Below are 13651 nucleotides of genomic sequence, written 5' to 3'. Positions count from 1 at the left end.
GTGCACAAGGTCCAAAGCGTCGGACCTGCGGCGCTTTGACCAAGCTGTTGTGAGTGATGTAGTTTTTTACCAGTTTGTCTTTTCTGTCTTGAACCGGCGATATAGGGTCCAAGCCATGAAGTGGAATTTGCCCAATATCCTGACGGTTCTACGCCTGCTGGCTGCGCCCGGTCTGGCCGTTATGTTTTTGTACTTCACGCGGCCCTATGCGGACTGGTTCGCTTTGATCCTGTTCCTGTCGGCGGCGATCACCGATTGGTTTGATGGCTATCTGGCCCGTGCGTGGAAACAGGAAACCAAGATGGGTGCGATGCTGGACCCTATTGCCGACAAGGCAATGGTGGTGATCGCGCTGATGATTCTGGTTGGCTATTCGACCGAACACTGGACGCCATGGCTCGTGCTACCCGCCACCGTAATCTTGTTCCGCGAGGTTTTTGTCTCGGGCCTGCGCGAATATCTGGGCGATGTTGCGGGGACGCTGAAGGTTACAAAGCTGGCTAAGTGGAAAACAACAGCGCAGATGATCGCCATTGCCGTGCTGTTCTCGCAGGGTATCTTTGAACACTATGCTGTGATGGCGAGTTTCGGCATGGACGCTGCGCTGGTAGAACAGGTCATCGCGGGCCAGGTTGAAGATGTGAACCACCTGCGCTGGAACATCCATGGCATGTTTTGGGCGGGCCAGATCGGGCTGTGGTTGCTGTGGATTGCGGCGACGCTGACATTGATCACCGGCTATGATTACCTACGTAAAGCCATGCCACATCTGAAGGAGATCTAAGGGATGGATGTGCTGTATTTTGCATGGGTTCGCGAGCGTATCGGCTTGCCAAAGGAAAAGGTCGAGACGCAGGCAGTCACAGTCAATGACCTGGTGGCCGAGTTGAGCGCGCGGGAAGATCGCTATGCCGCGGCATTTGCCGATTTGTCCGCCCTGCGCGTTGCACTGGATCAGGAGTTGTCGGATTTCGACGCCTCGCTGTCGGGCGTTCGGGAAGTGGCATTTTTTCCACCAATGACAGGCGGCTGACCCATGCGGATCGCTGTTCAGCAGGAAGCATTCGATCTGGGGGCCGAGGCCAATGCTTTTGCCGCCGGGGATGATGCCAACGGAGCCATTGTCACCTTCACTGGCGTTGTGCGCGACTTGGCAAGCGGTGATCTGGACGTGATGGAGATTGAATACTATCCGGGTATGACGGAACGGGCCCTGACCAAGATTGCCCGGGAAGCCAAGGAGCGGTGGTCATTGGGTGACGTCCTGGTGATTCACCGTCATGGCCGACTGGCCCCGGGGGACAGGATCATGATGGTGGCCACCGCTGCGCCGCATCGTAAAGATGCGTTTGAGGCAGCGGAATACTTGATGGATTATCTGAAGTCTCGCGCACCCTTCTGGAAGAAGGAAATCACCCACTCTGGTGCGGAATGGGTCGCAGCCAAAGACGAAGACGAAGACGCGCTGACCCGGTGGTAGTACTTAGCGACCGTTTATTCTTGCAAACTTCGGCGACGGCGCAAGGTCGTGCGCTTAATCCGCGTTGTTGATCCGTCCGCGCAGTTCTTCGGCCTCCTGACGCGCGGCCCGCAGGCCATCCATTGCGGCTGCCAGCTCGGCCTCTGTCTGGGTTAGCTGGTTCGTCAATTCGGCCTCACGTTGCTGCAAATAGGTGATGGCCTGATCGCGGGTTTCCTCGGCCTCGTGCAACTCCTGACTCATCCGGTCCAGATCAGCGACATCGCTTTGACTTACGCGGGACAGGCGGTGCGCCAGCCAGTTGGCAAACCAGCCCATGCAGAAGGCCGCGAACAGGATAATGGCAGTGACAATGACGAATTCTGTTCTGTTCAACTTACTGGTCCCCTGCATCCGCATCAGGTGCGGTCGTGTCGGTTTGGTCCTCTGCGGATGTCGCAGCCTCGGTCTCAAGCGCTTCAAGCCCTGTTTTGGTACTTGCAACAGGCTCAGGGCGGATCAGACGGAACTCGATCCGGCGGTTTTCTTCCCGGCCCTCTTCTGTGTCGTTGTCAGCGATGGGTTGCGTTTCCCCATATCCCACAGCGGTGTAGCTGCTGGTAGGAATGCGCCGCCCGCGCAATTCGTTCAGAATGGATTGTGCCCGCGCCTGGCTGAGTTGTTGGTTCATCTCTTCCCGGCCCTGACTGTCAGTGTGGCCCTGAATCTCCATACGGATTGGACCGCAGTCGCGCAGGATATCCGCAATCTGGTTCACCACATCGCGCGAGTCTGATGCAATCGTGGCCGATCCGGGCTCAAAGGCGATCTTACCGGTGGCCTGAATTTCGGCGATCTGGGCCTCGCAGACTTCCGGGTCGGGCAGGGCGTCCTCGGGTTCCGGTGGGGGCTGATAGGTGATGGTCAGGGTGTATTCCTGCCCCTCGCCCAGCTTGTCGGACAGTTGACCTGCGATACGGGCCTTGGCGTCTTCTTCGTGGCTGAGGCCGATCAGTTCGACCGTATCGGGTGTTACGGTCAATACGCCGTTGTGGAGCTGACCCAAAGCCTCCAGACCGGCCAGTACACGTACTGGCCAGTCCGCCGGAAGATCCGAAACGATGCGGGTGGCAGTATACACCTGATCGGACCCAAAGGCCGCGCGCGCGTAGCTGTCGACCATGTCGCGCAGAGTTTCATCACCCAGCCGTCCGCGCAATTGCACCAGCCCTTCAGGGCTGCGGGTGGCCGAGAACTCGACCGGGCCGTTTGCGTTCGTTGTTTCAGGCTCTGGCAAAACGGCGTGCAGTGCGAAAACCGCAGGCAGCTCGGTTTCAAGCTCGCCCACAACCCGGTCGAACACCGTAGGATCGGTGCCCTCGGCAGCAATCAGGGTAATGTCTGCGTCGGAAATGGTGACCGAACCCTGGCCGATCCTGAACAGCGCCTGAATGCTTTTCTCGGCTGCTTCTGGCCAGCGTGGCGATGGTTCGCCCAAGGCGACGGTGCAGGAATAAGACCCCGTCAACCCCGCGTTCTTCGCGGCGGCCACGATACGGTCACGTGCCTTCTCATCCTGGGCGGAACAGGCGTCAAAATGCCCACCTCCTTCGTCGATCAGGTAACGCAAAGTAAAAGGCGTGACGACCGGGCGAGGTGCTGAAATTGCCAGCCCAACCCGCAGGCTGGGCGGTGCCGTACGGGTCAGGTCGCGTTCCAGTTTTTGTTTTTCTTGCTGACTGTTGGCAATTGCCGTGATCCTGACCAAATCCGGGTTGGCGGAAATTTTGGCGCGGGGCAGGTGGGTTAGGGCCTCTAACGCGTAAGAAATTGCGGCATCCCATCCTTTGGGCTTTGGATAATCCGCTGTTTCCATCAGGTCCGACACGGCAACGGATCTGTCCAGATTGCCCAGCCGTTGGATCAGCTTGTCCCTGTTCTCACTGGCCGGGATCAGACCAATCACCGAGATTCCACTGTCATTGCGCAGGATTTCTACCGAAAAGCGCGGTGCTGCGAGGGCAGAAGTTGCGATAACCTCCATTTCATCGATTACGCGAGATGTATCAACTTCGGTTCCCGCGGCGGTCAGAGCGTTAAAGCGGGTCGCCTCATCTGGCGCTGTACCGGTCAGGACCACCCGCAAACCATCGGCCTCGACCTCGGCCCAATCATGTCCTTTTAGGTCCAGCGAGCGCCGTACAGCCAGTTCTGATGATTCTTCGATCTCGGTAACGGCATAGCTGGCTGCCAGAAGCGACAGGCCTGCTGATACGAGAAAGATCAGGGAAACAGCGATAAAATACGGCAGACGCATGTTTGGGTTTGGCACTCCTCAGGCGTTTGCGCCGATCTTTACAGGCCCCGTACAGCGGGTGCAATCAGAGCAGCAAGGCGACGCAGAGGAAGATCAGCGGAATAAAGCCGGTATCGCGGTTGGCCCGAAACAGCAGCAGTAGTTTGGCGTTGTCTTCGGTATCTAGCCCGCGCAATTGCCACATCATGTGCCAGCCCATGGCCCAGGGACCGCAAAGCGCGATCCCCAACGCCAGAATCGACGCGTCAGGCACCCCGGCATCAATAATGGCCAGCCCCATCAGCGATACTGTTGCGACCAGAAAATACTTCAGCCATTTCGCCGTGTCGGTGCCGAACAGGCGCGCGGTGGATTTGATGCCGACCAGTTCATCATCCTCGGTATCCTGATGTGCATAGATCGTGTCATAGAACAGGGTCCACGCGATGCCGGACAGGTACAGTGTGACAGCAGGCCAGCCGAGCGACCCGCTATGCGCCGTCCAGGCCAGCAATGCGCCCCAGTTGAAGGCCAGACCCAGAAAAACCTGAGGCCACCAGGTAAACCGCTTGGCAAACGGATAAACGGTCACCGGCAGCAAAGATAACACACCCATGGCAATGGCCGCCTGATTGAAGCTGAGCAGAATGCCAAGCGCCAGAAGACTTTGCAGGATCATCCAGGCCGCAGCTTGCCGGACACTGACTTGCCCCGACGGTATCGGGCGTGATCGTGTGCGTTCAACCTGTGCGTCGAATTCCCGGTCTGTAATGTCATTCCACGTGCAACCGGCACCTCGCATCAAAAAGGCTCCGAATGCGCAGCCTAGGGCAATCCACAGATCTTCCCAACGCGGTTGGCCGTCATGCAGGATGGCCAGCGCCAGCCCCCACCAACATGGAAGCAGCAACAGCCATGTGCCGATGGGCCGGTCCGCGCGGCTGAGGCGCAGATACGGACGGGCAAAGGCTGGGGCATGGGTGTCGACCCAATTGCCGGTGACGGCATCGGCGACTTGACCATCTGGTGTTGGGGCATTGCCTTGCATATGTAGGTCTCATGAGTGCGAAAATCAGACTGTATGTAGAGCAGCCCTTGGGTCAGGGGCAATCGGTTCCTTTGACACGCGATCAGGCGCACTATCTGTTTGGCGTCATGCGACTGCCGGTTGGCGGAGCAGTGGCGCTATTTAACGGCAAAGATGGAGAGTGGCTAGCCGAGGTGGCTGAGTCCGGAAAACGTGGCGGCGCTCTGACCTGTATCAGGCAGACCAAACCTTTGCAGCTGCCCCCCGATCTGTGGTTCCTGTTTGCGCCGATCAAAAAGGCGCGCACCGATTTCATTGTTGAAAAAGCCGCTGAAATGGGCGCGGCTCGCATCCTGCCAGTTCAGACCGAATTCACCAACGCAGACCGTATCCGGCAAGACCGGCTTCAGGCTCATGCAATCGAAGCCGCTGAACAATGCGGAGGAACCTACGTGCCCGAAGTGGCAGACCTTCAGCGGCTGGACCGTGTGCTGAAGACCTGGCCTGAAGGTCGGCAGTTGATGTTCTGCAACGAAGCCGAGGTCGGCTCGGCCTTGCGGCTGGCAGCGAATGAAAAAGGGCGCCCCTGGGCTATTCTCATCGGCCCGGAAGGCGGGTTTTCCAACGCTGAGCGCGCACGGCTATCGGCTTTGCCCTATGCGCATGTGGTCAGTCTTGGCCCGCGTATTCTGCGGGCGGATACAGCGGCGGTGGCCGCGTTGACCATGTGGCAGCAGGCATTGGGAGATTGGTCGTGATTCGCGAGGCGGTTCAATCGGATGCCCCGGCGCTTGAGAGGTTTCTGGCCCGCTACCCTGACAGTTCAATGTTCTTGCGTGGCAATTTGGCGGCTCATGGGGTGGGGTTGAATGCGAATGAATATTCCAGCCGCTACTTCATCTGGGGTGAGGATCAGGTTCAGGGTGTCTTCGGGCTCAGCAAGAAGGGCTATCTGATGGTTCAATTGCCCAACGCTGAAACCGAAGCTGCCGAGTGGTTCGCTCGGATGATCGAAGGCGAAACCGTTTTGGGTATGACGGGGGATGCACCTCAGGTCGAGTTGACGTTGGGCGCTCTGGGATTGGGGAAGGCGAAGTACCGGTTGAATCACGATGAACCGCTTTATCGACGTGACCTGCGCGGTCTGACTGAGGTACCTGTTCCTTATCGCGCTTTGCGCGCCGAGGATCGAGCAAGGCTGCACACTTGGTTTGCGGATTACATCGAGGATACCGGACAAGCCGCAGGCGAAGAGGCGCGTGAGCTTGCCGCAGAGCGCGTCGAGGCGGAAATGACCGCAGGCAGGGCGATTGTCCTGATGGAAGGCGACGCGCCGGTTGCCATGGCGTCTGTAAATGCCAGGGTTCACGACCAAGTTCAGGTCGGTGGTGTTTTTGTTCCACGTAAAAACAGAAACCGTGGCCTGGGTCGACGGGTCACGACCGCATTGATGCAGAAAGCAAAATCCGAGGGCGCGGCGGCCGCGATCCTGTTTGCGAACAACGCACCTGCCGCCCGTGCCTATGAGGCGATCGGGTTCCAACAGGTGGGCTGGTACAAGGTCGCTTTGCTTCAGGAACCGCAAAGGGTGCTCTCATGAGTTTCATCCGACCCGAAGCAAAACTGGCGCTTTGGCGTTGGCGCGAGGTTCTGGTCGCGGCTTTTGTCCTGATCCTTGGTCTGAGCTGGATCAGCGGGCCGGGTGGGCTGTTGGCCTGGGTAGGCTGGTTTCTGATTGTCGTGTCAGCGGCTTTGGCTGTGATCGGCATTCAGCGCGCGCGTTTCAGAACAGGGGCGGGTGGGCAAGGTGTCGTGACGATTGATGAAGGCCAGATCACTTATCTGGGTCCCTTGGATGGCGGCATCGTCGCGTCCCGCGAAATTGAGCGTCTGGCCCTTGACCCGACCTCCGACCCCGCACATTGGGTTCTGGATCAGCCGGGCCAGCCAGCGCTTCACATTCCTGTGAATGCAGAAGGAGCCGAGGCGTTGTTCGACGTATTCTCAAACCTGCCGGGCCTCAAAACCGAGCAAATGCTGTCGGAACTCAACGGCAAATCGCAGCATCCGGTCGTTATCTGGGAACGTACACCGTCGCGCCCGGCGCATTTGCCGTTGCATTGACACTGGCGCCATTTACGACCACCACTTGACCTTCAAAACAGACACAGCAGGATCGGAGCACGGTTCATGTCCATCCCTCAGTCCGGCGGCGGTCCGATCGAACGCCATGAACAACTGGCCGAATATCTGGAATCGGGTTGCAAACCCAAGCAAGATTGGCGCATCGGCACCGAGCATGAGAAATTCGGCTATTGCAAGGACACGCTGAAACCTCTGCCTTTTGAAGGAAAGCGATCCATTGTCGCCGTGTTGGAGGGGTTGCGGGATCGCCACGGCTGGGGAGAGGTCCGTGAATCCGGTCATCTGATCGGTCTGGAAAAGGACGGCGCAAATGTCAGCCTTGAACCGGGTGGCGCGCTGGAGCTGTCGGGCGCCCCTCTGGAGACGATCCATGAAACCTGCGATGAGGTGAACACTCACCTGCGCGAGGTGAAGGATATCGCCGATGAGATCGGCGTGGGATTCATCGGTCTGGGCGCGGCGCCGATCTGGACGCATGACCAGATGCCGCTGATGCCCAAGGGGCGGTATCGGCTGATGAACGATTATATGGAAAAAGTCGGCACCATGGGCCGCGCCATGATGCGGCGGACGTGTACCGTTCAGGTCAATATCGACTTCGGGTCCGAGGCCGACATGGTACAGAAACTGCGCGTGGCGCTGGCGTTGCAGCCGGTGGCGACGGCGCTGTTTGCCAATTCTCCGTTCTTCGAAGGCAAGGTGAACGGCCAGAAAAGCTGGCGCAGCCATATCTGGAGACATCTGGACGATGCGCGCACGGGCATGTTGCCCTTCGTGTTCGAGGATGGCTTTGGATTCGAACGCTATGTCCAATACGCGCTCGATGTTCCGATGTATTTTGTCTACCGCAATGGTCAGTACATCAACGCGCTGGGTATGTCGTTCCGCGATTTCCTCAAGGGTGAATTGCCTGCATTGCCGGGAGAAACGCCGACCCTGTCGGATTGGGCCGATCACCTGACGACGGCCTTCCCCGAGGCGCGGATCAAGAAGTTCATGGAGATGCGCGGTGCGGATGGTGGCCCTTGGCGACGGCTTTGCGCCTTGCCGGCCTTCTGGGTTGGGCTCACCTATGACCAAACCGCGCTGGATGCAGCGTGGGATCTGGTCAAGGGCTGGGATGCTGAAACGCGCGAGGGGCTGCGTGTTGCGGCGGCTAAAGACGGGCTTCAGGCGCAGGTTGGCAACGTCAACATGCATGATCTGGCGCGTGAAGTCGTGGCGATCTCCGAGGCGGGCCTGAAAGCCCGCGCGCGCCCCGGTGCTGGTGGGCTGGTCCCGGATGAGACGCATTTCCTGAACGCGTTGAAGGAAAGCATCGACACCGGCAAGGTTCCGGCAGATGAGTTGCTGGAACACTACAATGGCGACTGGAATGGAGACCTGACCCGGATTTATCCCGAATACAGCTATTGATGCGCACCGTCCCGCTTGCATTCGCGGGGCGGGGCCGATAGCAGGTTCTCGACCAAATTCAGAGGGCCGTCATGGACGATCTTAAGGCAAAGTATCTGGGCCAAATCGCCGAGGCAGGCGACGAAAACGCGCTTGAGGCGATCCGCGTCGCGGCTGTTGGCAAAAAAGGCGAGGTCGCGTTGAAGATGCGCGAGCTGGGCAAGATGACGCCCGAGGAACGTCAGGTCGCAGGCCCGGCGCTGAATGCCCTGAAGGATGAGATCAACTCGGCGCTGTCCGCCAAAAAAGCCGCGCTGGCCGATGTTGCACTGGATGAGCGCCTGCGGACCGAATGGCTGGACGTCACCCTGCCGACCCGCCCGCGCCGTCAGGGGTCAATCCACCCGATCAGCCAGGCGACCGAGGAACTGACCGCGATCTTTGCTGAACTGGGCTTCTCGGTGGCCGAAGGGCCGCGTGTTGAAGACGACTGGTACAATTTCGACGCGCTGAACATCCCCGGTCACCACCCCGCACGGGCCGAGATGGACACGTTCTATATGCACCGCGCCGAGGGTGATAACCGCCCGCCGCATGTGCTGCGCACCCATACCTCGCCTGTCCAGATTCGCTCGATGGAGAAACAGGGCGCGCCGATCCGCGTGATCTGTCCGGGCGGCGTCTACCGCGCCGATTATGACCAGACCCACACGCCGATGTTCCATCAGGTCGAGGGGCTGGCCATCGACAAGGACATCTCGATGGCGAACCTGAAATGGGTTCTGGAAGAGTTCGTGAAGGCGTTCTTCGAGGTCGACGATGTCGAACTGCGCTTCCGCGCCTCGCACTTCCCCTTCACCGAGCCGTCGGCCGAGGTCGATATCCGCTGTTCGTGGGACAACGGTCAGCTGAAGATCGGCGAGGGCGACGACTGGATGGAAATCCTTGGTTCCGGCATGGTCCACCCCAAGGTGATCGCCGCTGGAGGGATCGACCCCGAGGTCTATCAGGGTTTTGCATTCGGGATTGGCATCGACCGTCTGGCGATGCTGAAATACGGCATTCCGGATTTGCGGGCGTTCTTTGATTCTGACCTGCGCTGGCTGCGCCACTATGGGTTCGCGGCGCTGGATATGCCGAACCTGCATGGTGGTTTGTCGCGGTGAGCGAAATTGAGGTGATCACGGCGTGCGAGAACGTGTGCCGTGATTTCCATTGGATCGTAAGTCTCGACCCTCGAGTTATACAAGGGATCCTTACTCTACTAGCGGCGCTTGTTGCGGCTCTAACGGCACTACACATCGCTAAGAAAATCTACCCTATTCAAAAAGATAAAGACCGTGACATTAAGATCGATGAAGAAAAGCGATCAGTTTATCGGGACTATCTCAAAAGCGTCGATCTTATCGTCAATCAAAGACTTTACGAGAGCCAAAATGATAAACTCAAGGCATTTGCAGATTGTAAATCAGCTTTAAACGAAGTTCTGATTTTTGCTGACCAGAAAACAGCGGCAGCAATGTGGGCGCTATACAAGTCAGCTTCAATTCTCGCGAATAAAATGTCCGAAAAGCACGAAACAGACGATGTTAGTGTCGATGAGTTTTCAGATGTAATTCGGGCAGCAAACAGAGATTTTCAGCTTGCTGTTAACGCCGCGAGAAGTGAACTTAACGGGGAAAAGCTGGGCTTCAATTTAGACCTCGCGATTTTGGCTAGCAAACGCAGTTAGATGTCCCGGCGCGGAGCAAAGGCCGATAGGCCACCGCGCTATCGCCAGACCACCCGCACGGGTTGGCGATTTGTCCCCGACAGTACAACGCTCGAACAGCGCTCGGACTTGGCCAGCATAAACTGCCCACCACAACCCAAGGATCGCCATCCCGCGGTCTGGCCATAGCGCGGCTTGGTGTTTTGACCTGATGTAGGGCGGGCTTCAGCCCGCCATGTGCGATGGGTGGGTGCCGGGCTGAAGCGCGGCCTGCGTTCGGACCACACCGATATGTTAAGTGACAGGGCGGAATGCCTCGTTAGGGTCGGGCGCATGATCTGTCGATTGCTCTGCCCTTTCCTGTTAATTGCCTCGCCCGGCTTTGCCATGGGTCCCTGGAAAACCGAATGCCACGGCGATATTGCCTGTGATCTCGGTGACCGCTCGTATCACGTTCTTGAACCTGATGGCTGGGATGGTGAAACACCTCTGCCGGTGCTGCTGCATTTCCATGGTTGGGCGCGGCAGGGCGCCGTGGTCGTGAACCACGAACGGATTGCAGGGGCCACGAAGCGTCGGGGTGTGCTGCTGGTGGCCCCTAACGGTTTGGGCAAAAGCTGGGATTTCTGGTCCGCAAGCTCGGATGATGTGCCTTTTGCCGACCGGGTGCTTGAGGATATCGCCAGGCGCTATCCGATAGACCCGACCCGCATCTATGTATCAGGCTATTCCTTTGGCAGTGCGATGGCGTGGCGCTTTGTCTGCGAAACCGGCGATGATATCGCGGCACTGCTGGGTGTGGCCGGTACACTCCGCCAGACCGAGACCTGCCCGCAAGCCCCGCGAGTGGCGCGGCATGTCCATGGGACGGGCGACACGGTGATGGATTTCCCGTTCGGTCCGGGTGGCGATACAACGTATCCAGTGGCGCTGTGGCGTGAGAAATATGGCTGCGGTGCAGAGACCCTGCGCGGGGAGTGGAGTGTGGAACCGTTCCTGACGCTCAGACGAGTGGAATGGACCGATTGCACGCAGGGGCAGGTGACGCTGGACACGCATCCCGGTGGGCATTTCATCCCCCATGGCTGGATCGGATGGCAGCTGGATGAGCTTTTGGGCCGCACCCCCACCTATCCGTGACGCGCAGAGCTTGCACCCCGGCGCATTCTTTGCCATTGCCTGTGCCGACTGGATGTTTGCCAAAAAAGGCCCCGTGCAATGAAATTCACTCTGTCCTGGCTGAAAGACCACCTCGACACTGATGCTTCGGTTGATGAAATCGCCGAGGCGCTGACCGATCTCGGGCTTGAGGTCGAAGAGATCGTGAACCCGGCCGAACGGCTGGCAGGCTTTACGCTGGGCTATGTGAAACACGCCGAAAAACACCCTGACGCAGACAAGCTGCGCGTTTGCAAGGTCGATACAGACGAGGGCGAGCTACAGATCATTTGCGGTGCACCCAATGCGCGTGAAGGGATCACGGTCGTGGTCTGCAAACCGGGCATGTACATCCCTGGCCTGGACCTGACCATCAGCGTCGGCAAGATCCGCGGTGTCGAAAGCTTTGGCATGATGGCGTCCGAGCGTGAGCTGGAACTGTCGGATGAACATGACGGCATCATCGAACTGCCCTCGGGCGAAGTGGGTGATACATTTGTGGACTGGCTTGCAGAAAACGACCCTTCCAAAGTCGACCCGATGATCGAAATCGCGATCACTCCGAACCGCCCGGATGCGCTGGGGGTTGAAGGGATTGCGCGCGATCTGGCCGCGCGTGGAATTGGCACGTTGAAGCAGCGTGACTATACGCATGTTCCGGGTGATTTCGATTGCCCGATCAAGGTGACGATCGACGAAGACACGCTGGATGGCGCGCCACATTTCACTGGCCGTCTGATCCGTGGCGTGAAGAATGGCCCCAGCCCGCAATGGCTGCAGGATCAGTTGAAGGCCATAGGTCTGCGTCCGATCTCGGCGCTGGTGGATATCACCAATTACATGACCTACGATCACAACCGCCCGTTGCACGTGTTCGACGCCGACAAGGTGCAGGGCAACCTGCGGGTGCACCGCGCCAAAGGCGGAGAGACGCTGGTCGCGCTGGATGAAAAAGAATACACGCTGCAACCCGGAATGATGGTGATTTCGGATGACAAAGGCCCGGAATCGATTGCGGGCATCATGGGCGGTGAGGAAACCGGATGTACCGAGGAAACGGTAAACGTTTTCCTCGAAAGCGCGTTCTGGGATCATGTGCAAATCGCGCTCACAGGCCGTGCGCTCAAGATCAATTCCGACGCGCGCTATAGGTTCGAGCGCGGTGTTGACCCGGAATACACCCGCGAGGGGCTGGAACACGCGACCCAGATGATTCTGGATATCTGCGGCGGAGAAGCCTCCAACGTGGTAGAGGCTGGCAAAGCGCCGAACCATGCGCGCGCCTACAAGCTGAATGCGGAAAGGGTGCAGTCTCTGGTCGGGATGGATATTCCCGAAAGCGAACAGCGACAGACCCTGACCCGTCTGGGCTTTCGTCTGGAAGGCGAGATGGCCCATGTCCCCAGCTGGCGCCCGGATATCCTGGGCGAGGCTGATCTGGTGGAAGAGGTCGCGCGGATTGCTTCCTTGACCAAGCTGCAAGGCCGGCCGTTGCCGCGCGTGACCGAGGGGATACCGAAACCGGTGATGACCCCGGCGCAGCGCCGTCAGTCCATGGCGCGCCGTACCTGCGCGGCGCTGGGTTATAACGAATGCGTCAGTTATACGTTCATTGATCAGGCCTCGGCGGCTTTGTTCGGTGGTGGCGATACTACGACCATGCTCGAAAACCCGATTTCATCCGAGATGAGCCATATGCGCCCCGATCTGCTGCCTGGCTTGTTGCAGGCTGCGGCCCGCAATCAGGCGCGCGGTTTCGCGGATGTCGCCTTGTTCGAGGTCGGCCCGGTCTTTCACAATGGCGAGCCGGGTGATCAGAAAACCCAGATCACCGGCCTGCTGGTTGGACGTTCGGGCCCCAAGGATGTGCACGGTGCTGCGCGTCCGGTGGATGTGTTCGATGCCAAGGCTGATGTCGAGGCTGTACTGGCTGCCATTGGTGCGCCCGAAAAGGTTCAGATTTTGCGCGACGGCGATCCATGGTGGCATCCGGGTCGCCATGGCAAAATCTGTCTGGGTCCGAAAAAAGTACTGGGTGTCTTCGGAGAGCTGCATCCGCGCGTTTTGCAGGCGATGGACATAAAAGGTCCGGCAATGGCGTTCACCATCTGGCCGGACGAAGTGCCTTTGCCCCGCAAATACGGTGCCACTCGCGCTGCGCTGGAACTACGCGACTTGCAGGCGGTCGAGCGTGATTTTGCCTTTGTCGTCGATGCCGATGTCGAAGCGCTGACGTTGGTGAACGCAGCCGCGGGTGCCGACAAGGCGCTGGTCGAGAGCGTGCGTGTCTTTGACGAATTCATCGGCGGCAGCCTTGGCGAAGGCAAAAAGTCTCTTGCCATTACCGTGCGCCTGCAACCGACTGAGGCGACGCTGAAGGAAAAAGACATCGAAGCCGTGGCCGAGAAGATCATTGCTAAGGTTGCCAAGGCGACGGGCGGAGTTCTGCGCGGTTAGAGC

Annotated in this window: 14 protein-coding genes; 11 read left to right on the top strand and 3 right to left on the bottom strand. The window is 58.8% G+C overall.

Translation table 11 applies throughout. From position 1 onward, the window contains the following. The first annotated feature begins 115 nt into the window (after positions 1–115). Genes pgsA through ACR0BK_RS07995 form a run of 3 tightly spaced genes read left to right on the top strand, consistent with a single transcriptional unit; the run spans position 116 to position 1480 of the window. Positions 116–784: a CDP-diacylglycerol--glycerol-3-phosphate 3-phosphatidyltransferase gene (gene pgsA, locus ACR0BK_RS08005; protein ID WP_480518324.1), complete on the top strand. Its 669-nt coding sequence runs from the start codon at positions 116–118 to the stop codon at positions 782–784. A 3-nt stretch (positions 785–787) separates the two neighbouring features. Further along, positions 788–1033, top strand: coding sequence for a molybdopterin converting factor subunit 1 (moaD, locus tag ACR0BK_RS08000; protein ID WP_480474923.1), 246 nt, complete (start codon positions 788–790; stop codon positions 1031–1033). Positions 1034–1036: 3 nt separating this feature from the next. Beyond that, the gene (locus ACR0BK_RS07995; protein WP_480474924.1) at positions 1037–1480 is read left to right on the top strand and encodes a molybdenum cofactor biosynthesis protein MoaE; all 444 of its coding nucleotides are present in this window, start codon (positions 1037–1039) and stop codon (positions 1478–1480) included. A gap of 54 nt (positions 1481–1534) precedes the next feature. On the opposite strand, the gene ACR0BK_RS07990 is transcribed toward ACR0BK_RS07995, so the two are convergent. From ACR0BK_RS07990 to ubiA, 3 genes are all read right to left on the bottom strand, one after another. Further along, the gene (locus tag ACR0BK_RS07990) at positions 1535–1855 is read right to left on the bottom strand and encodes a hypothetical protein (RefSeq protein ID WP_267365430.1); all 321 of its coding nucleotides are present in this window, start codon (positions 1853–1855) and stop codon (positions 1535–1537) included. Position 1856: 1 nt separating this feature from the next. After that, the gene (locus ACR0BK_RS07985) at positions 1857–3776 is read right to left on the bottom strand and encodes an OmpA family protein (RefSeq protein WP_480474925.1); all 1920 of its coding nucleotides are present in this window, start codon (positions 3774–3776) and stop codon (positions 1857–1859) included. A gap of 64 nt (positions 3777–3840) precedes the next feature. Beyond that, positions 3841–4803: a 4-hydroxybenzoate octaprenyltransferase gene (ubiA, locus tag ACR0BK_RS07980; protein ID WP_209598711.1), complete on the bottom strand. Its 963-nt coding sequence runs from the start codon at positions 4801–4803 to the stop codon at positions 3841–3843. 11 nt (positions 4804–4814) lie between these two features. Between ubiA and ACR0BK_RS07975 the strand changes: the two genes are divergently transcribed. The 8 genes from ACR0BK_RS07975 (at position 4815) to pheT (ending at position 13648) form a co-directional block, all read left to right on the top strand. Beyond that, complete coding sequence (locus ACR0BK_RS07975; protein ID WP_209506655.1) at positions 4815–5540, top strand: 16S rRNA (uracil(1498)-N(3))-methyltransferase; 726 nt, start codon at positions 4815–4817, stop codon at positions 5538–5540. Further along, positions 5537–6382, top strand: coding sequence for a GNAT family N-acetyltransferase (locus tag ACR0BK_RS07970; RefSeq protein ID WP_480494385.1), 846 nt, complete (start codon positions 5537–5539; stop codon positions 6380–6382). Before ACR0BK_RS07975 ends, ACR0BK_RS07970 begins: the two co-directional genes overlap by 4 nt. Next, positions 6379–6906, top strand: a complete 528-nt coding sequence (locus tag ACR0BK_RS07965) for a hypothetical protein (protein ID WP_480474930.1) — start codon at positions 6379–6381, stop codon at positions 6904–6906. Before ACR0BK_RS07970 ends, ACR0BK_RS07965 begins: the two co-directional genes overlap by 4 nt. A gap of 66 nt (positions 6907–6972) precedes the next feature. Further along, on the top strand, positions 6973–8343 hold the full coding sequence (locus ACR0BK_RS07960) for a glutamate--cysteine ligase (RefSeq protein WP_480494383.1): 1371 nt from the start codon (positions 6973–6975) through the stop codon (positions 8341–8343). Between the two features lie 71 nt (positions 8344–8414). Further along, positions 8415–9488: a phenylalanine--tRNA ligase subunit alpha gene (pheS, locus tag ACR0BK_RS07955; RefSeq protein WP_480494381.1), complete on the top strand. Its 1074-nt coding sequence runs from the start codon at positions 8415–8417 to the stop codon at positions 9486–9488. Continuing rightward, entirely contained in the window at positions 9485–10054 is a 570-nt protein-coding gene (locus ACR0BK_RS07950; RefSeq protein WP_480554260.1) for a hypothetical protein, read from the top strand. Before pheS ends, ACR0BK_RS07950 begins: the two co-directional genes overlap by 4 nt. A gap of 312 nt (positions 10055–10366) precedes the next feature. Continuing rightward, complete coding sequence (locus tag ACR0BK_RS07945) at positions 10367–11173, top strand: CE1 family esterase (protein ID WP_480554259.1); 807 nt, start codon at positions 10367–10369, stop codon at positions 11171–11173. A 78-nt stretch (positions 11174–11251) separates the two neighbouring features. Continuing rightward, complete coding sequence (gene pheT, locus ACR0BK_RS07940) at positions 11252–13648, top strand: phenylalanine--tRNA ligase subunit beta (RefSeq protein WP_480554258.1); 2397 nt, start codon at positions 11252–11254, stop codon at positions 13646–13648. The last annotated feature ends 3 nt before the right edge of the window (positions 13649–13651 follow it).

The organism is Ruegeria sp. AF1 (assembly GCF_056542125.1).
The sequence above is the reverse complement of the archived record's forward strand: the minus strand, read 5'-3'. Positions and strand labels throughout refer to the sequence as shown.

What these genes read in the sequence shown, in the direction of transcription:
- ACR0BK_RS07985 (WP_480474925.1), bottom strand. Translation starts at nt 3,776, where the DNA reads ATGCGTCTGCCGTATTTTATCGCTGTTTCCCTGATCTTTCTCGTATCA.
- pgsA (WP_480518324.1), top strand. Translation starts at nt 116, where the DNA reads ATGAAGTGGAATTTGCCCAATATCCTGACGGTTCTACGCCTGCTGGCT.
- pheS (WP_480494381.1), top strand. Translation starts at nt 8,415, where the DNA reads ATGGACGATCTTAAGGCAAAGTATCTGGGCCAAATCGCCGAGGCAGGC.
- ACR0BK_RS07945 (WP_480554259.1), top strand. Translation starts at nt 10,367, where the DNA reads ATGATCTGTCGATTGCTCTGCCCTTTCCTGTTAATTGCCTCGCCCGGC.
- ACR0BK_RS07995 (WP_480474924.1), top strand. Translation starts at nt 1,037, where the DNA reads ATGCGGATCGCTGTTCAGCAGGAAGCATTCGATCTGGGGGCCGAGGCC.
- ubiA (WP_209598711.1), bottom strand. Translation starts at nt 4,803, where the DNA reads ATGCAAGGCAATGCCCCAACACCAGATGGTCAAGTCGCCGATGCCGTC.
- pheT (WP_480554258.1), top strand. Translation starts at nt 11,252, where the DNA reads ATGAAATTCACTCTGTCCTGGCTGAAAGACCACCTCGACACTGATGCT.
- ACR0BK_RS07965 (WP_480474930.1), top strand. Translation starts at nt 6,379, where the DNA reads ATGAGTTTCATCCGACCCGAAGCAAAACTGGCGCTTTGGCGTTGGCGC.
- ACR0BK_RS07975 (WP_209506655.1), top strand. Translation starts at nt 4,815, where the DNA reads ATGAGTGCGAAAATCAGACTGTATGTAGAGCAGCCCTTGGGTCAGGGG.
- moaD (WP_480474923.1), top strand. Translation starts at nt 788, where the DNA reads ATGGATGTGCTGTATTTTGCATGGGTTCGCGAGCGTATCGGCTTGCCA.
- ACR0BK_RS07960 (WP_480494383.1), top strand. Translation starts at nt 6,973, where the DNA reads ATGTCCATCCCTCAGTCCGGCGGCGGTCCGATCGAACGCCATGAACAA.